At 65.2% G+C, this 17,495-nt stretch carries 18 protein-coding genes; 10 read left to right on the top strand and 8 right to left on the bottom strand.

The features are described 5' to 3' along the window. The 5 genes from MJ122_RS02325 to mazG all read left to right on the top strand — a co-directional run bounded on the left by MJ122_RS02325 (position 1) and on the right by mazG (position 6,908). On the top strand, positions 1 to 1,347 hold the full coding sequence (locus MJ122_RS02325; RefSeq protein WP_239742076.1) for a sensor histidine kinase: 1,347 nt from the start codon (positions 1 to 3) through the stop codon (positions 1,345 to 1,347). A 112-nt stretch (positions 1,348 to 1,459) separates the two neighbouring features. Beyond that, a complete protein-coding gene (gene cysM / locus MJ122_RS02320) occupies positions 1,460 to 2,359 on the top strand; it encodes a cysteine synthase CysM (protein ID WP_088416593.1) in 900 nt (299 codons plus the stop codon). Position 2,360: 1 nt separating this feature from the next. Next, positions 2,361 to 3,731 (top strand): 23S rRNA (uracil(1939)-C(5))-methyltransferase RlmD, encoded by a 1,371-nt coding sequence (gene rlmD / locus MJ122_RS02315; protein WP_088416594.1) that lies wholly within the window; start codon positions 2,361 to 2,363, stop codon positions 3,729 to 3,731. A gap of 89 nt (positions 3,732 to 3,820) precedes the next feature. Continuing rightward, the gene (relA, locus tag MJ122_RS02310) at positions 3,821 to 6,082 is read left to right on the top strand and encodes a GTP diphosphokinase (RefSeq protein ID WP_017518482.1); all 2,262 of its coding nucleotides are present in this window, start codon (positions 3,821 to 3,823) and stop codon (positions 6,080 to 6,082) included. Then, positions 6,075 to 6,908, top strand: a complete 834-nt coding sequence (gene mazG, locus MJ122_RS02305) for a nucleoside triphosphate pyrophosphohydrolase (protein ID WP_088416595.1) — start codon at positions 6,075 to 6,077, stop codon at positions 6,906 to 6,908. Before relA ends, mazG begins: the two co-directional genes overlap by 8 nt. 149 nt (positions 6,909 to 7,057) lie before the next feature. Here mazG and MJ122_RS02300 read toward each other — a convergent pair whose 3' ends face one another. Continuing rightward, positions 7,058 to 7,990 (bottom strand): aspartyl/asparaginyl beta-hydroxylase domain-containing protein, encoded by a 933-nt coding sequence (locus MJ122_RS02300; RefSeq protein WP_239742073.1) that lies wholly within the window; start codon positions 7,988 to 7,990, stop codon positions 7,058 to 7,060. A gap of 162 nt (positions 7,991 to 8,152) precedes the next feature. Here MJ122_RS02300 and MJ122_RS02295 point away from each other — a divergent pair, with 162 nt between their 5' ends. Next, positions 8,153 to 8,692 carry a DUF2058 domain-containing protein gene (locus MJ122_RS02295; RefSeq protein WP_026078973.1) on the top strand — a complete coding sequence of 180 codons (540 nt, stop codon included), beginning with the start codon at positions 8,153 to 8,155 and terminating at the stop codon, positions 8,690 to 8,692. Positions 8,693 to 8,698: 6 nt separating this feature from the next. Here MJ122_RS02295 and MJ122_RS02290 read toward each other — a convergent pair whose 3' ends face one another. Next, complete coding sequence (locus MJ122_RS02290; RefSeq protein ID WP_239742071.1) at positions 8,699 to 8,980, bottom strand: Rho-binding antiterminator; 282 nt, start codon at positions 8,978 to 8,980, stop codon at positions 8,699 to 8,701. Positions 8,981 to 8,990: 10 nt separating this feature from the next. Next, the gene (locus MJ122_RS02285) at positions 8,991 to 9,215 is read right to left on the bottom strand and encodes a thioredoxin family protein (protein WP_239742069.1); all 225 of its coding nucleotides are present in this window, start codon (positions 9,213 to 9,215) and stop codon (positions 8,991 to 8,993) included. 112 nt (positions 9,216 to 9,327) lie between these two features. Between MJ122_RS02285 and MJ122_RS02280 the strand changes: the two genes are divergently transcribed. Continuing rightward, entirely contained in the window at positions 9,328 to 9,897 is a 570-nt protein-coding gene (locus MJ122_RS02280) for a MarR family transcriptional regulator (protein ID WP_239742067.1), read from the top strand. 90 nt (positions 9,898 to 9,987) lie between these two features. Here the strand turns inward: MJ122_RS02280 and MJ122_RS02275 are convergent, their stop codons facing one another. From MJ122_RS02275 to MJ122_RS02260, 4 genes are all read right to left on the bottom strand, one after another. Next, positions 9,988 to 11,277: an outer membrane protein transport protein gene (locus tag MJ122_RS02275; RefSeq protein ID WP_239742066.1), complete on the bottom strand. Its 1,290-nt coding sequence runs from the start codon at positions 11,275 to 11,277 to the stop codon at positions 9,988 to 9,990. Positions 11,278 to 11,462: 185 nt separating this feature from the next. After that, on the bottom strand, positions 11,463 to 11,942 hold the full coding sequence (locus tag MJ122_RS02270; protein ID WP_088416601.1) for a hypothetical protein: 480 nt from the start codon (positions 11,940 to 11,942) through the stop codon (positions 11,463 to 11,465). Between the two features lie 182 nt (positions 11,943 to 12,124). Then, positions 12,125 to 12,778 carry a tetratricopeptide repeat protein gene (locus MJ122_RS02265; RefSeq protein ID WP_088416602.1) on the bottom strand — a complete coding sequence of 218 codons (654 nt, stop codon included), beginning with the start codon at positions 12,776 to 12,778 and terminating at the stop codon, positions 12,125 to 12,127. 115 nt (positions 12,779 to 12,893) lie between these two features. Next, entirely contained in the window at positions 12,894 to 13,748 is an 855-nt protein-coding gene (locus tag MJ122_RS02260) for a sulfurtransferase (RefSeq protein WP_239742064.1), read from the bottom strand. Between the two features lie 79 nt (positions 13,749 to 13,827). On the opposite strand from MJ122_RS02260, the gene MJ122_RS02255 reads away from it, so the two are divergent. Then, positions 13,828 to 14,622, top strand: a complete 795-nt coding sequence (locus tag MJ122_RS02255; protein WP_239742061.1) for a lysophospholipid acyltransferase family protein — start codon at positions 13,828 to 13,830, stop codon at positions 14,620 to 14,622. Between the two features lie 22 nt (positions 14,623 to 14,644). On the opposite strand, the gene MJ122_RS02250 is transcribed toward MJ122_RS02255, so the two are convergent. Continuing rightward, complete coding sequence (locus tag MJ122_RS02250) at positions 14,645 to 15,706, bottom strand: SMP-30/gluconolactonase/LRE family protein (RefSeq protein WP_088416604.1); 1,062 nt, start codon at positions 15,704 to 15,706, stop codon at positions 14,645 to 14,647. Positions 15,707 to 15,840: 134 nt separating this feature from the next. On the opposite strand from MJ122_RS02250, the gene rnd reads away from it, so the two are divergent. Further along, a complete protein-coding gene (gene rnd, locus MJ122_RS02245; protein WP_017518495.1) occupies positions 15,841 to 16,977 on the top strand; it encodes a ribonuclease D in 1,137 nt (378 codons plus the stop codon). Between the two features lie 33 nt (positions 16,978 to 17,010). Next, positions 17,011 to 17,304 (top strand): YcgL domain-containing protein, encoded by a 294-nt coding sequence (locus MJ122_RS02240; RefSeq protein WP_017518496.1) that lies wholly within the window; start codon positions 17,011 to 17,013, stop codon positions 17,302 to 17,304. Positions 17,305 to 17,495 lie beyond the last annotated feature (191 nt).

The raw sequence follows: 17,495 nt of genomic DNA, 5'->3' as shown, positions 1-17,495 counted from the left end.
ATGCCCGGCCGCCACTCGCTGTTCTGGAAGCTCGCCGTTGCCCTCGTGGCGCTGTGCCTGTCGGTGATCTGGCTGTCGTGGAACTGGGGCAAGCAGATGGAGCGCGACAGCTACTTCCTCTCCGACTCGGCGCGGCAGGTGCTCGCCGGCTATGCCGACGAGGCCCAGCAAGCCTGGCGTACCGGCGGGGCGGCAGGTGTCGATGCCTGGTTGGCGCAGATGCAGCAGCGCGAGCCGGTGTGGATGGTCGCGGTGGATGCTCGCTTGCAGTCGCTCGGCACGCAGCCGCTGCCCCTGGAGGACGTGGCGCACCTGACCTTCCAGCGCGGGCTGGACTGGCCGGTGAGCTCGCGTTCGGTGAACCTTCCGTTCATCGGCATTCCCTTCCCGGACGATCCTTCGGCTGGCCGCCTGGTCGTGCAACTGCCGCAGCGCTTCCTGCCCGGTGGCCTGACCTTCCTGCGCCAGTCCCTCAGCCATGCGCTGGTGCCGGCGATCCTTGCCCTGATGCTCTGCGGGCTGATCTATCGCCGTCTGGTGCGTCCGCTCGGGCGGTTGCGCGAACACGCCAACGCCTTGCAGGCGGATAACCTCGGCTCGGTCGCCGGCCCGGAACTGATTGCCCGCCGCGACGAACTCGGGGAACTGGGGCGTGCGCTGGACCACATGGCCGAGCGCCTGCGTGGCCACGTCGGCCTGCAGCGCCAGTTGCTGCGCGATCTGTCCCATGAACTGCGTACGCCACTGAGCCGTCTGCGGGTGGCGGGTGAAAGCTCCATCGACGAGGCGGCGCTGCGCCAGCGCGTGGAGCGTGAGGTGGAGGTGATGCAGCGACTGGTCGCCGATACCCTGGAGCTGGCCTGGCTGGACACCGAACGCCCGCGCGTGGAGCAGGAAGAGATCGACCTGCGCTCGCTGTGGGACCTGCTGGTCGACGATGCGCGCTTCGAGGCGGGCTGGGGTTCCGAGCGCTTCCTTTATCAGGTGCCGGCGGACTGCCGAGTGCGCGGCCATCTCAACGGGCTGGCGCAGGCGCTGGAAAACCTGCTGCGCAACGCCATCCGTCATTCGCCGGAAAACGGCCGCATCCGCCTGAGCGGCCGGCGCGAGACCGGCGGCTGGCACCTGTGGCTGGAGGACGATGGCCCGGGCGTGCCGGAAAGTGACCTGGAGCGCATCTTCCTGCCCTTTACCCGGCTTTCCGCTGCGCGCTCCGGCGAAGGATTCGGCCTGGGGCTGAGCATCGCCCGAAGCTCCCTGCGCATGCAGGGCGGCGAGCTATGGGCCGATTGCGCCGGGGCGGGGCTGCGCGTGCACCTGCGCCTGCCGGATGCGGCAGTGGCCTGAGGTGGCTGCTGGCCGCTGAATACGGCTTGTTAGGAAGTTTCGTATGGCGGGGCGTCGTTTGCCGGTATCATAGGGAGTCATCCCCTCTCGCGATCCGGAACCGAGTGCCTCCATGACCGTGCAGTACCCGACTATCGCCGATTGCGTCGGCAACACCCCGCTGGTGCGCCTGCAGCGCCTGGCCGGGGAAACCTCCAACACCCTGCTGGTGAAACTCGAGGGCAACAACCCCGCGGGTTCGGTGAAGGATCGTCCGGCGCTGTCGATGATCACCCGTGCCGAACTGCGCGGCGACATCAAGCCCGGCGACACGCTGATCGAAGCCACCTCCGGCAACACCGGCATCGCCCTGGCGATGGCGGCGGCGATCAAGGGCTACCGCATGATTCTGATCATGCCCGACAACTCCACAGCCGAGCGCAAGGCCGCGATGACCGCCTACGGCGCCGAGCTGATCCTGGTGACCAAGGAGCAGGGCATGGAAGGCGCCCGCGACCTCGCCGACCAGATGGCGCGCGAAGGCCAGGGCAAGGTGCTCGACCAGTTCGCCAACGGCGACAACCCGATCGCCCACTACCATTCCACCGGCCCGGAAATCTGGCAGCAGACCGGCGGAGAGATCACCCATTTCGTCAGTTCCATGGGCACCACGGGCACCATCATGGGTGTGTCGCGCTACCTCAAGGAGCAGAACCCCAACGTGCAGATCGTCGGCCTGCAGCCGATGGAAGGCTCGGCCATCCCCGGCATCCGCCGCTGGCCGCAGGAGTACCTGCCGAAGATCTTCGACGCTACCCGCGTCGACCGCGTCGTCGACATGCAGCAGAGCGAAGCCGAGGACGTGATGCGCCGCCTGGCCCGCGAAGAGGGCATCTTCTGTGGCGTGTCCTCCGGTGGCGCGGTGGCAGCCATGCTGCGCCTGTCGCGCGAACTGGAAAACGCGACCCTGGTGGCGATCATCTGCGACCGTGGCGACCGTTACCTGTCCTCGGGCGTGTTCGACTCCAACTGACATGGCCAAGCAGAGATCCGGCCTGCGCTTCCAGCCCAGCGGCGGAGCGCGCAGCCCTGCGGTACCGGTGGGCAAGAAGCAGCGCCTGAACATCGAGCGCCTGGCCCACGACGGCCGTGGCATTGCCCATGTCGAAGGGCGGACCTGGTTCGTCGACAACGCCCTGCCGGGTGAGTCGGTGGAGGCCCGCGTGCTGTCCGCTCGCGCGCAGATCGTCGACGCCCGTAGCGAACGTATCCTCACCGCCGCCGCCAATCGCCGCGCCGAGCCTTGCCCGGTGGCTGGCACCTGTGGCGGCTGCAGCCTGCAGCACCTGTCCCACGCCGATCAACTGGCGCTCAAGCAGCGCACCCTGGCCGAGCAACTGGAGCGCTTCTCCGGCCTGGTCCCGGATCAATGGGCTGCGCCGCTGGTCGGGCCGGAATTCGGCTATCGTCGCCGCGCCCGCCTCGCCGTGCGCTGGGATGTGAAGGCCAGGCGCCTGGACGTCGGCTTCCGCGCCGCCGCCAGCCAGGCCATCGTCGCCTTCGACGACTGCCTGGTGCTGGTGCCCGAGCTGCAGGTCCTCGCCCGCGAGCTGCCGGAACTGCTACGAGGCTTCGCCAAGCCGCAGTGCCTGGGCCATGTCGAGCTGTTCCATGGCACTTCCAGCGCGCTGCTGCTGCGGCATATCGAACCTTTGTCCGATGGCGACCGCGCGCGACTGCTGGAATTCTGTTCGGCACGGGATGTGCAACTGTGGTTGCAGGGTGACGGCGAACCGACGCTCTGCTGCGACGGTGCAGAAAACACTGGGAACCGCGAGCTCGGCTTCCGGCTCGAAGCCTGGAATCTGACCCTGGCTTATCGCCCTGGCGACTTCGTTCAGGTGAACGAGCCGGTGAACGAGGCCATGGTTGCCCAGGCGCTGGACTGGCTGAAGCCGGGCAGCGATGAGCGCGTGCTGGACCTGTTCTGCGGCCTGGGCAACTTCGCCCTCCCGCTGGCGCGCCAGGTGCGCGAGGTGGTTGGCGTGGAAGGCGTGCAGACCATGGTCGCGCGCGCCGCCGCCAATGCCTTGGCCAATGGCCTGGCCAATACCCGGTTCCATCAGGCGGACCTGACGAAACCGCTTGCCGCCGCCCCCTGGGCGGCGGAGGATTTCACCGCCGTGCTGCTCGACCCTCCGCGTGACGGAGCCTTCGAACCGGCGCGGCAGATGCGTTCACTGGGCGCGGAGCGGGTACTCTATGTGTCCTGCAACCCGGCGACCCTGGCACGCGATGCTGGCGAACTGGCCCGACAGGGTTATCGTCTCAAGCGTGCCGGCATCCTCGACATGTTCCCGCAGACGGCCCATGTCGAGGCCATGGCTTTGTTCGAGGCAGGCTAGGAAGGCTTGCGCAATCCGACCGGCTCAAGCAAGAAAGGCCGGCGCAGTGAGCGGTGTGTTGTGGCGCACCGTGGGGAAGGGTAGACACGATGGTACAGGTGAGAGCGCACCAGCCGGTCAACACCGACGGCAGCATCAATCTCGAGGCCTGGCTGGACCATGTCCAGACTCTGGTCCCGGGCCTGGATCGCAAGGTCCTGCTGGAAGCCTGCGAGTTCGCTCGCGAGGTGGAAGACAGGGCTGTCAGCACGGCTGACAACTCCTGGGCGGACGGCACTTCAAGCTTCCAGACGGGCCTGGAGATCGCCGAGATTCTGGCGGACCTCAAGCTCGACCAGGAGTCCCTGGTCGCCGCGGTGATCTACCGTGGCGTGCGCGAGGGCAAGGTCAAGCTCGAGGACGTGGCGCAGCGCTTCGGCCCTGTCGTCGCCAAGCTGATCGAAGGCGTGCTGCGCATGGCTGCGATCAGTACCAGCCTCAACCCGCGGCAGTCCCTGGTGCTCGGCACCCAGGCGCAGATCGAGAACCTGCGCAAGATGCTGGTGGCCATGGTCGACGACGTGCGCGTCGCGCTGATCAAGCTGGCCGAGCGCACCTGCGCCATCCGCGCGGTGAAGAACGGCGACGAAGAAAAGCGCATGCGCGTCGCCCGCGAGGTGTTCGACATCTACGCGCCGCTGGCCCACCGCCTGGGTATCGGCCACATCAAGTGGGAGCTGGAGGACCTGTCCTTCCGCTACCTGGAGCCCGATCAGTACAAGCAGATCGCCAAGCTGCTGCACGAGCGCCGGCTGGACCGCGAGCAATACATCGCCACCGTCATGGGGCAGCTCAAGGAAGCCCTGGCCGCTACCGGCATCAAGGCAGACCTCTCCGGGCGCGCCAAGCACATCTATTCCATCTGGCGGAAGATGCAGCGCAAGGGCCTGGACTTCAGCCAGATCTACGACGTGCGCGCCGTGCGCGTGCTGGTGCCGGAAATGCGCGATTGCTACACCGCGCTGGGCATCGTGCACACCCTGTGGCGGCACATCCCCAAGGAATTCGACGACTACATCGCCAACCCCAAGGAGAACGGCTACCGCTCGCTGCACACCGCGGTGATCGGCCCCGAGGGCAAGGTGCTGGAAGTGCAGATCCGCACCCATGCCATGCACGAGGAAGCCGAACTGGGCGTCTGCGCGCATTGGCGGTACAAGGGTACCGACGTCAAGGCCAGTTCCAACCACTACGAAGAGAAGATTTCCTGGCTGCGCCAGGTGCTCGAGTGGCACGAGGAACTGGGCGACATCGGCGGCCTGGCCGAGCAGCTGCGGGTGGATATCGAACCCGACCGGGTCTACGTCTTCACCCCCGACGGCCACGCCATCGACCTGCCCAAGGGTTCTACGCCGCTGGACTTCGCCTACCGCGTGCATACCGAGGTCGGCCACAACTGCCGTGGCGCCAAGATCAACGGTCGCATCGTCCCGCTGAACTACAGCCTGCAGACCGGCGAGCAGGTGGAGATCATCACCGGCAAGCAGAGCGGGCCGAGCCGCGACTGGCTGAACCAGAACCTGGGCTACGTGACCACGTCGCGGGCGCGGGCGAAGATCGTCCACTGGTTCAAGCTGCAGGCGCGCGACCAGAACGTCGCCGCGGGCAAGGCCATGCTCGAACGCGAGCTGGCCCGCTTGGCGCTGCCGCCGGTGGACTTCGAGAAGCTCGCCGAGAAGGCCAACTACAAGACCGGTGAAGACCTGTTCGCCGCGCTGGGTGCCGGCGACCTGCGTCTGGCCCATGTGGTCAACTACGCGCAGCAGCTGGTGGAGCCCGAGCGCGGCACCGAGCAGCTGGAACTCATCCCGCGCAAGCCGAGCAAGATCGGCCACGGCAAGCGCGGCGACATCCAGATCCAGGGCGTCGGCAACCTGCTCACGCAGATGGCCGGCTGCTGCCAGCCGCTGCCGGGCGACCCGATCGTCGGCTACATCACTCTGGGCCGTGGCGTAACCATCCACCGCCAGGACTGCGCTACTGCGCTGCAACTGGCCGGTCGCGAGCCGGAGCGGATCATCCAGGTCAGCTGGGGGCCGGTGCCGGTCAGCACCTATCCGGTGGATATCGTCATCCGCGCGTACGATCGTTCCGGCCTGCTGCGCGACGTCTCGCAGATGCTGCTCAACGAGCGCATCAACGTGCTGGCGGTGAACACCCGTTCGGACAAGGAAGACAACACCGCGATCATGCGCCTGACCATCGAGATCCCCGGTCTCGACTCGCTGGGTCGCCTGCTGGCGCGTATCTCGCAGCTGCCCAACATCATCGAGGCGCGGCGCGACCGTGGGGCGGGAGCCAAGGATGCATAAGCTCGAAGACCTGCTTTACCTGATGGCCCGGCTGCGCGACCCGCAGCACGGCTGCCCGTGGGATCTGAAGCAGAGCTACGCGACCATAGTCCCGTATACCCTCGAGGAAGCCTACGAGGTTGCCGACGCGATCGAGCGTGGCGACTTCGACCATCTGCGCGAGGAACTGGGCGACCTGCTGTTCCAGGTTGTCTACTACGCCCAGTTGGCGCGCGAAGAAGGGCGATTCGAGTTCGACTCGGTGGTCGATGGCATCACCACCAAGCTGATCCGCCGCCACCCCCATGTCTTCCCCGACGGCGACCTGTATGGCGAGTCGGACCCGGCGAAGCTGGCGGAGGCGGCGGTCAAGCAGCGCTGGGAAGAGCTCAAGGCCGAGGAGCGCGCCGCCAAGGCCGCCGAGCCGGTGCAGCTGTCCCTGCTGGACGACGTGCCCAATGCGCTGCCAGCGCTGAGCCGCGCCGCCAAACTGCAGAAGCGCGCCTCTCAGGTCGGCTTCGACTGGGCCGACGCCCTGCCGGTGGTGGACAAGGTGCGCGAGGAGCTGGACGAAGTGCTTGAAGCCATGGCCGGCGGTGACACCGATGCCCAGGCGGAAGAGGTGGGCGACCTGCTGTTCGTGGTGGTCAACCTGGCGCGCAAGCTCAAGGTCGATCCGGAAACCGCCCTGCGTGCCGCCAACGCCAAGTTCGAACGGCGCTTCCGCTATATCGAGACAGCGCTGCGCGACCAGGGCCGTACCCTGGAAGACAGTAACCTGGAGGAGATGGACGAGCTGTGGGGCGCTGCCAAGCGCGATGAGAAGAACCCGCTCAGCTGTGGATAAATCCTGGCTTGCCTGAATCGGCCCCCATGAAGAAGCCCCGCAATCGCGGGGCTTCTTCATGGTTCTTGGCAAATGGTTCCGGAGCTGAATTGCAGGAGCGGTCGATCCCGCGAGCGCGCGCATGGCGCGCCCCTGCAGGTCGCTGAGAGTCAGCCGAACAGCCAGCGCAGGATCAGCACCAGCACCGCTACCGCAAGCAGCGGCCGGCCGATGCGGTAGGCCTTGGGATAGGCGCGTTTGAACACCTTCACCTTGCTGCCCACGGCGTTGCCGAATCGGATCAGCACCGAGTAGGCCTGGTTGATTCCGCCAACGCGCTCGCCCTCGACGTTCTGCGGCGCCGTGGCGCGTCCGAGGAAGGCACTGACGCGACGGTTGATGCGGGTCAGCAGCGGCGACTTGAGCGGGCGCTCGATATCGCAGAAGAGGATCAGGCGCGATTCGTCCGTTTCGTTCTTCACCCAATGGACGAAGGTCTCGTCGAACATCACGTCCTGGCCGTCGCGCCAGGCGTAGGGCTGGCCGTCGACGAAGATGCGGCAGTCTTCGGAGTTCGGCGTGGCCAGGCCCAGGTGGTAGCGCAGCGAGCCGCCGTAGGGGTCGCGGTGCTTGTTCAGGTGGCTGCGCGGCGGCAGGCGGGTGAACATCGCCCCCTTGACGTTGGGGATGCTGCTCACCAGTTCCACGGTCTTCGGGCAGAGCTGCTGCGCCGAGGGCAGCGGGCCGTCGTACCAGGTCAGGTAGAAGCGGGTCCAGCCCTTCTTGAAGAACGAGCCGAATCCGGCTTCGTTGTTGTTCAGGGCGTCGCGGATGTAGCCCTCGTCGAACAGCTTCTCGGCTTCCTCGCGGATCATCTGCCAGTTGTCGCGCAGCTTGTCGAGCTCGGGGAAGCGCTCGCGGTCCAGGTAGGGCTTGGACGGTACGCTGGAGTTCAGGTACATCAGCGAGTTGTACGGGGCGAACCAGGCGGAGTGGTTCACCACCTGGCGCAAGAAGGGCAGCCGCACCTTGCCGCGCAGGTGCACATAGAGGATGGCGACGAGGAAGATGGCCAGTATCGCGAGAACGATGAGCTTCAGCATGGAGGTTACGAGTCCGCTCCAGATGAGTGATTTCGAGCCAGGCACTTGCGCTGCGCTGGCACAGGCCCGAGGATTATACCCCCTGAGGATGATCCGGCCGCACCTATGCGTTGGTCTGGGATTTGTCCTGCAACATTATGGGCTGTTGGAGAGCCTCGATTCATGAGCATGTCATTGCGTGATCAGTTGCTGAAAGCCGGGCTGGTCAACGAGAAGCAGGCCAAGCAGGCCGGCAAGCAGAAGCAGAAGCAGCAGCGCCTGGAACACAAGAACCAGGTGCAGAAGGACGACAGCCAGCGTCAGGCGGCCCTGCAAGCCCAGGCCGAGAAACAGGCCCGCGACGCCGAGCTGAACCGCCAGCAGCAGGAAAAGGCCGAGAAGAAGGCCAAGACCGCTCAGATCAAGCAATTGATCGAGGGTACGCGCCTGCCGAAGCTCGAGTCCGACGATTACTACAACTTCGTCGACAACAAGAAGGTCAAGCGCATCGCGGTCAACGATCTGATCCGCGACAAGCTCAGCCGCGGCAGCCTGGCCATTGTCAGCTACGACGGTCGCTATGAGATCGTGCCGCGTGACGCCGCGCTGCGCATCCAGGAGCGCGACGAGCGCCGCATCATCGTTCTCAGCGTGCCCAGCGGTGAGCCCGACGAAGACGATCCCTACAAGGACTACGTTGTGCCCGACGACCTCATGTGGTGAGGTCGTTCAGCCTGCGGGATTCAGTTCCACCCTGCCGAACAGCGCCTGCGCCGACAACGGCGTGATGGCGCGCAGACGGTCCAGCCGGAATTCCCGGCTGGCATCGTCGACCCGCACCTCCAGCGTTTCCTCCAGCATTCCATGCGAGCTTCGCCGCGTGTGCGTGGTGAAGGCCTGGGCGTCGAACGCCAGGCCGTCACGCAACTCGATACGCAGCCAGTAGCGGTACAGGCAGGCGATTTCCAGGTAATCGTGGAGATCGCAGTGCAGCGGCTGGTAGTCGCTCATGCCTCCCGCCCTATTTCAGATCGGCAAGGGCGGCGCCGAAGTTCAGGTGCAGCACCTGCCCATCGACCACCAGCGCCGGTACGGATTTCACCCCAGCCGCTTCGGCTTCGGCAACGCGTGGCGATTGCCCGCCCAGATGCACGACTTCGACTTCGCGGTTCAGCAGCGGCAGCAGCGCGCGCTCGGCTTCGACGCAGACGGGGCAACCAGCATGGTAATAAACGGCTTTGCTCATGATCGTTCTCCTGATGAATTGGTATCGATGCGATACCAATTCAGTCTGCGACCGAAAAGAAGCTTCTGTCAAACTGGTTTTTGATCGATACTATCTATCGGAGGGATCAGCCATGACCGATACGCCCCTGTACGACTACCTCGAACGCATCGCCAGCCTGATGCGCGCCTGGGCGCGCGAGCAGCCGCTGATGGCCGATCTGCAGCCGATCCAGCTGAGCGCGCTGAACTACCTGGCGCGCTGCAATCGCTATTCGAATACGCCGCTGGGCGTGACGGATTTCCTCGGGCTGACCAAGGGCACGGTATCCCAGTCGCTCAAGGCCTTGGAGGCCAAGGGCCTGATCGAGAAGCGCCCGGATGCGCAGGATCGTCGCAGCGTGCATCTGGAACTGACGACGCAGGGCAGGGGACTGATCGATGCCCTGGTACCGCCGGCTTTCCTGCGTAATGCGGAGGAGGCCATGGGGGCGCGCGGCGAGTTGCTGGTCGAGCTGCTGCGGGAACTGCTGGGCGCCGTGCAGCGTCAGGAAAACGTGCCGGGCTTTGGTCTGTGCCGGACCTGTCGTTTTCACCAGAAGCGGGAGGACGGTGCGCACTGCGGGTTGACTGGGGAGCCGCTGGAGGCGGGCGCTGGCGAACTGATCTGCCGCGAGCATGCGCACCCCGAAGAAGCCCCTTGAGGGCTCGCTCCTGCGAAAAAACTGCACTGCGAACACCGACATGAAAAAGCCGGGCATCAAGCCCGGCTTTTTCATGTCACAGCGTGGCTATCAGAAGCGATAGGTCATCTGTGCGGTCAGGCCGTGGGCGCTGTTGTCGTACTTGGCGCTGTAGGCAGGCTGCAGTTGCATGCCGGCCAGTTCCTGACCGTCCTGCTGGTTCACGCCAGCGGTGGATTCCCACAGATAGGCGTAGGCCACGTCGAAGGTCATGTCGGCGTTGGGCGAGTAACCGGCGCCCAGGGTGAAGATCTTGCGATCACCCACCGGGATGCGCACGTTGCGGTGCTCGTTGGTGGTCGGCGACGGATCGTAGGCGAAGCCGGTACGCAGCACCCACTGGTCGTTGTACTGGTAGGAAGTACCGATCGCGGCGGACCAGGTGTCGTGCCAGCTCAGGTCCTCGCCAATGGTATCGAAGGCCGCCAACGGAGCACCGGTATTCTGCACTTCGATGGACTTCAGACGGCTCCAGCGCGTCCAGGTGGTGCCGCCGTAGACGGTCCAGCGGTCATCCAGCTTCTGGGTGATGGACAGGTCCAGGGACTCGGGCAGGGTGATGTCCAGGCTGGCGTTCATGCGCGAATCGAACAGGCCGCCCGGGGAGTTGGACACGGTGGTGTGGCCGTCGAGCTTGTACTTGACCTTGGAGTGGTAGGTCGCGCCGAGCGAGGTGCTCTCGGTCGGGGTGACCAGTACGCCGACGTTGAAACCGGCGGCGGTATCGTCGCCCTTGATGCTGATCTTGGTGTCGTCGCCGTTGCCGCCGAGGGCGCCGTTCAGCGCGCCGGTGTTCAGGTAGTTCTCCAGCTTGCCGTCGATGCGGTTGATGGTCGGGCCGAAGCCGACAGCCACCACGTCGTTGAACTTGTAGCTGATGGTCGGCTGGACGGTGATCACCTGGACCTTGCTGTAGGAACCGTGGGAACGGCCCTGGAAGCCACTTTCGTAGTCGTTGATGATGCCGTAGGGCACGTAGATGCCCAGGCCGACGCTGACCTTGTCGTCCAGCGGGGTGGAGAAGTAGCCGAAGGGAACAGCGGCAACCGGGACGGAGTCGCCCTTGTTGGAGCCCGAGGCACTGCTGTGGGCGTCGCTGATGTCGTCCTTGGCGGACACCACGGCCAGACCGCCGCTGACTTCAGTTCGCTTGAGCTTGGAAATGCCGGCAGGGTTGCCGTAGATGGTGCTGGCGTCCAATGCCGAGGAAGCGCGGCCCGCGTAGGCGGTACCGGCGCCGCTGGCGCTCTGCTCGTTGATGGCGATGCCGTTGGCAAACACCTGGGCGGAGGCAGCGCTAATGGTCAGTGCGAGGGTGGTCTTGAGCCATGTTGTTTTCATTGTAAGAGCAACTCCTGTGTTTATCGGCGCGCAAGCTACCAAGATTCCCGGGTCTTGGGTAGTGGTCGGCAGGCGCTCTACCTTGGGCTTCGAGGCTCAAACGAGCGTTCCATCTGATTGATGTCCGTTCGTCGCTGTATGTAAATTATTTCTGACCGATTGGTCACCATTCGGGCGTGGAGTATTCAGGCGACTCGACTGAAATTTCCGACGTAGCTGTGCCAGGCATCGACGAAGTCGTGAAGGCGTCCATGAGGGTGGAAAACCTGGCGCCATACCCGGGCCAGTTCCATGGGGTCGTCCGTCAGCGGCAGGGCCAGTCGCTCCGCCTCCACCAGCATCCAGGCGATGGCGGTGCTGTAGCGCAGGTTGACCGTGAGTTCGAGATGCGGTGCGTCGAGGAAGGCGTGCTGGCTGGCCAGCCCTCTCACGCGGCTGGCCAGCTCGGGGTCCAGCGCCAGGAATCCGTCCCAGAGCGTCTGGTGCCGTTGTTCACCGATGCGATACAGCCCGTGGCCATGGCTGTCATCGAGGGCGCTCCCCAGCGCCGACTGACAGGCCGCTGCCCCCAGCAGCAGCGATTCGGCCGCGACACTGTGACGCCCCAGGTACTGCAGGGTGGGGCGGATCACATACTGGCAGAGATCATTCGCGGCGATTCCCATGACATCCTCGTCATCAATGGCCGGCGGGGCTGGGCGTCTTGGCAGCTTCTGATGATTATCCTCGGCCCCGCCGGAAGCGGACTTAGCCGCTCGAATTGAAGTGTAGTGCGATGAAGATGATGTAAAGGTCTGTTTTTAAATTGTTTCGTCGGCGCAGAAACCCTTCATATTCCTTCTGGCAATTAGATGCTCGGTGGTAACTCCGGCATTGCAGCGAGCTTCTCCTCGGCCTCTTCGTGGCCCTGGTCCGCTGCTTTCTGGTACCAGACGCGCGCCTGCGCCGGGTTCTTCGCCACGCCGCGGCCCTTGGCGTAGCTTTCCGCGACCTGGAACTGGGCATCCACATCGCCTTGCTCCGCCGAGAGCAGGTAGAGGGCGAAGGCCTTCTTGTAGCTGCGGGTCACACCGGTGCCGTTCTCGTACATGATCGCGAGGTTGAACTGCGCATCCTTGTCGCCTTGGTCGACGGCTTTCTGGTACCAGAACACCGCCTTGGCCGGGTCCTGTTCCACGCCGTCGCCGTTGTCATAGGCGTTGCCCAGGTTGTATTGGGCGCAGGCATGGCCCTGCTTGGCGGCCTTCTCGTACCAGTACGCGGCTTTTTCATAATCCTGGTCGTACTCGTCGCTGCCGGCGTCGTATTCCAGGCCGAGGGTGTACTGGGCGCTGGCATGGCCGGCCTTGGCGGCCTTCACCAGGTCCTCGCCATAGAGATCGGACCATTCGTCCTGGATGGCGCAGGGGGTTGCTTCCAGTTCTGCGGCCTGGACGGGGATGGCACTGCACAGGCCCAGCAACAGACTGGCGAACAGGGTTTGGCGGATGCGCGAAGGCATGGGATCACTCCTTTGAAGAATGGGCACGAGTCTGACCGATGCCCTGACACCTATCCATAGGAACGGAAGGCGGCGGTGTGAAGCGCCTTCCGTTTTTCCCGCCAGAGCGGGCGGATCAGTCGCCTTTGGCCACCGGGCGGCGGGCATCGGTAATCCACTCGCTCCAGGACCCGGCATACAGGCGACCCAGCGGGTAGCCCGCCAGGCTCAGGGCGAACAGATTGTGGCAGGCGGTGACGCCGGAACCGCAGTAGGCCACCAGTTCCTCTGCCGGCCGTCCGCGCAGCAGGGCGGCGAAACGCTGATGCAGGTGTTCCGGGCGCAGGAAGCAGCCGTCATTGCCCAGGTTGTCTGTGAAGGCTGCGCACTGGGCTCCGGGGATGTGTCCGGCGACGGGGTCGATGGGCTCGATCTCGCCACGAAAGCGCGGCAGGCCGCGGGCGTCGATCAGCGGCAGTTCGGCATCGCCCAGCTTCATGGCCAGTTCGCTGGCGCTGATCAGCAGGCTGTTGTCCGGCTCGCCCTTGAAGTCGCCGGGGCGCAACGGCGTTTCGGCGGTGGTCAGACGCAGGCCGGCATTGCGCCAGGCGGTCAGCCCACCGTCGAGCAGATAGACGCCCTCGCTCTTGCCCAGCCATAGCAGCAGCCACCAGGCGCGAGCGGCAAAGGCGCCAGGACCGTCGTCATACAGCACCACTTCGCTATCGGCATTCAGGCCCCAGGCGCGCAGGTGTTCCAGCAGGTGCTGGGGATCGGGCAGCGGATGGCGCCCCGTGACGCCCGGAATCACCGGCGCGGAAAGGTCGCGGTTGAGGTCGGCGAAATGCGCGCCGGGGATATGGTTTTCCTGGTAGCTGCGCGCGCCATAGGCCGGGTCTTCGAGGGCGAAGCGGCAGTCGAGCAGGACGAGATTCGGGTCATCGAGGCGGGCGGCCAGTTGCTCGGGCGTGAGCAGGCGGGCTTGGGTCATGGGCGCGTTCCTGTGTCGTGACGGGGCTTTGGCGCATCATAAGGCTTGTACGATGAAAAGTTGGTGGGAGTTGGCGAACATGTACAACCAGCATCCGGCACCGCGCAAGGCGGGCCCGCTGCGCGTCGCCCTGGTGGGACTGGCGACCGTTCTGATCACCCTGGGCTACAGCGTCCGGGTCCTGGCGCTGGGCGCCATCGGCCGGCTGCGCCGCGCCAAGGTCGACGGCTTCACCCGCGACTGGTCCGGCAGCCTGCTGCGCCTGACGGGCGCGCGCCTGAGCCGCCATGGCGAGGTGCCCGACTTCGGCGATGGCCGTCGCTACATGATCCTCTGCACCCATTCGAGCTTCTACGATATCCCGGCGATCTTCGTGACCCTGCCGGGCTCGATCCGCATGCTCGCCAAGCGCGAGCTGTTTGCCGTGCCGGTGTGGGGCGCGGCCATGCGTGCGGCGGAATTCCCGTCCATCGACCGGCACAACCGCCACCAGGCCATGGCCGACCTGGCGAAGGCGCGGGAAATGATGGAAAGCGGCATCGTGCTCTGGGCCGCGCCCGAGGGTACCCGTTCCAAGGATGGCAAGCTGCAGCCGTTCAAGAAAGGCTGCTTCCGCCTGGCTCAGCAGACCGACGCGGTCATAGTCCCGGTGGCTATCCGCGGCATCCAGCAACTGCTGCCGGCCGGTGGCCTGAAGCTGAACCTCGGCATGCCGGTGGAAGTGCATGTAGGTGCGCCAATCGACTCCACCCAGTTCACCGAGCGCGGCATCGAGGCGCTGATGAGCGAGGTACGCGAGCGCATGCTGGAACTGCTGGACCCCAGTGCCGCACCTGCTCCGGCGCCTGCCCTGAAGGAACAGACGCCGGCCTGAGGTGCCAGCGGGGCTGGATTCTTCAGTGGATTGGCAGCCGGCCGATACGGTCGTTTTCCAGGCTGCCCAGGTAAAGCACGCCGTTCACCGGCTTGGCCGAGGTCACCATGCGCAGGTGCTGGCCGCTGGTGTCATGCAGACTGCGCACGATCTCGCCTTTCTCGTTCACCTGGATAACCAGGCCATAGGCCACCGGCTTGGGCAGGACGGCGCGCGGCAGCTTGGTTAGCTGGCGTTTCAGCCAGGGCATCTGCTGGATCACATCTGCGTCGGCCTTGCGCGGCGAGGGCAGGGCGACCCAGAAGGTGCCGCTGCGGTCGCTGGCGAGGTTGTCCGGCAGGCCCGGGAGATTGTCGATGAACACCTCGTGCTGCCCGGCCCTCTCGCCCTTGAGCCAGTAGCGGGTGATGCGGTATCGGTAGGTCTCGTTGACCAGCACGAAGTCCTCGTTCTGCGACAACGCCACGCCATTGGCGAAGTACAGGTCCTTGAGCAGCGTCTCGGTTCTGCCGGTGGCCGGGTCGTAGCGAAGGAGGCGGCCGTGGGGGCGGGCTTCGAGCAGATCGAGGATGTAGTCGGGCTGGTGGAAACGGCTGGACGCGTCGCTGAAGTAGATGCGGCCATCGCTGGCGATGTCCAGGTCGTCGGTGAAGGCGAAGGGAACGCCATCGGCCGAATCGGTCAGTACGCGCATCCTGCCTTGCGGGTCGACCTGCAGCAGGCCTTTCCAGGCGTCGGCGACTATCAGGTTGCCGCTCTTGTCGAACGCCAGGCCCAGCGGGCGACCGCCGGTCTCAACGAAGGTTTCGGCCTTGCCGTCGGCGCCGATGCGCACGATGCGCCCGTCATCCAGCCCGGCGAAGACCCTGCCCTGGCTGTCCACTGCCGTGTCCTCCGGGCCGACGATCTGGCCCTGAGCGAGCAGTTCGGCCTTCATCAGGGTGTCATTGGGTTCCATTACGCCGGTCATCGCTGGCGCCTTGGGCGGCGTCCAGGCCAGCGGGTCGATGGGGCTGGGCGTGAGCGCCAGGTAGACCGCCAGGGCCAGGACCAGCACGACGACCAGTCCGAGAAGCTTTTTCATGCGCGAGTTGCCTTCTTGTAGTTGTGGACGGGGCAAAGCGTAGAAGTTGCCATGCAGTCGTCACGGACCGATGGCCGAGTGGAATGCTCGCACATCCTGCATCTCTATATACTGCGCGCACCGAAACGAAGGAGATGTTCGTGACCATCCTCGACATACAGTGGATTCGCGACGATGCCACCCTGGAGCGCAAGTGCCAGGACTGGAAAGAACTGCCCTACCTCGCGCTCGATACCGAGTTCATGCGTGTCGATACCTTCTACCCGGCCGCCGGGCTGGTGCAGGTGGGCGACGGCAACGGCGTGTGGCTGATCGACCCGCTGCTGATCCGCGACTGGTCGCCGTTCGCCGCCGTGCTGGAGTCGCCGCTGGTGGTCAAGGTGTTCCACGCCTGCGGCGAGGACCTGGAGGTGTTCCAGCGCCTGACCGGCAGCCTGCCGCAGCCGCTGTTCGACACCCAGTTGGCCGCCGCCTACCTGGGCATGCCGCATTCCATGGGTTACTCCAAGCTGGTGCTGGAAATCCTCGGCCTCGACCTGCCCAAGGACGAAACCCGCTCCGACTGGCTGCAGCGTCCGCTGACCGACATGCAGGTACGCTACGCTGCCGAGGATGTGCAGCACCTGGCCGAAGTCTACGTGAAGCTCGCACCACGCCTGAGTGACGAAAAGCTGCAGTGGCTGCTGGCCGATGGCACCGACCTGACCAACAACCAGAGCCGTGTCAGCGATCCGCAGCAGGCCTACCTCGACGTCAAGCTGGCGTGGAAGCTCAATCGCCAGCAGTTGGCCGTGCTGCGCGAACTGTGCGTCTGGCGCGAGGAACAGGCGCGGCTGCGCAACAAGCCACGCAACCACATTCTGCGCGAGCACACGCTGTGGCCGCTGGCGCGCTTCCAGCCGGTCGACAAGGTCGCCCTGGCGCGCATCGATGACATGCACCCCCGCACCGTGCGCCAGGACGGCGATACCCTGATCGCGCTGATAGCCCACGCGGCGAAACTGCCCGAAGCGGCCTGGCCCGAAACCCTGCCCGAGCCGCTGCCGCGCGAGATCACCCCGGTGCTGAAGAAACTGCGCGAAGTCGGCCAGAAGGAAGCCGAGCGCCTGGAGATGGCGCCCGAACTGATGCTGCGCAAGAAAATCCTCGAAGCCCTGCTCAAGACCGGCTGGCCCAACGGCCCCTATCAATTGCCCGATTCGCTGCAAGGCTGGCGTCGCGAGCTGATGGGCCAGGCCCTGCTCGACAGCCTCGCCCAGCCCGACGAATGACGCGGCCTACTCGATAAAGCGGAAAGAACCGACATGAAACGCATCTGCTCCATCTACAAGAGTCCGCGCAAGAACGAGATGTACCTGTACGTCGACAAGCGCGAAGCCCTCAGCCGTGTGCCCGAGGCGCTGCTCGCCGCGTTCGGCGCGCCGCAGCACGCCTTCGACCTGGTCCTGAGCCCCGAACGCCAGCTGGCCCGCGAGGACATCCACCTGGTGCTGGAGAACATCGAGAAACAAGGTTTCCACCTGCAGATGCCGCCGGCGGAGGAGGAGTACATCCAGCACCTCCCCGAGGAATTGCTGCGGCGGAACGACCCGGTCTGATCGCGACTGTGTCGTCGTGCCGCTCAGGTCGCGCATCCGCCCGGTGGTGGCACTGTGCAAGTGCGCGGCTTGAGCGCATTATGCAGGGGTAAAAAGGGTTCAACGGAGCGGAACGCTTGGTCTCTGGCTGTGTCTATAGCCGCCTGACTTCCCTAGAACTGACGACGATTGCCCCAGGGAAGCTCCCTTGA

This window comes from Pseudomonas sp. DP-17, from assembly GCF_022380625.1.
In the GTDB taxonomy this organism is placed as follows: domain Bacteria; phylum Pseudomonadota; class Gammaproteobacteria; order Pseudomonadales; family Pseudomonadaceae; genus Pseudomonas; species Pseudomonas nitroreducens_A.
The sequence above is the reverse complement of the archived record's forward strand: the minus strand, read 5'-3'. Positions and strand labels throughout refer to the sequence as shown.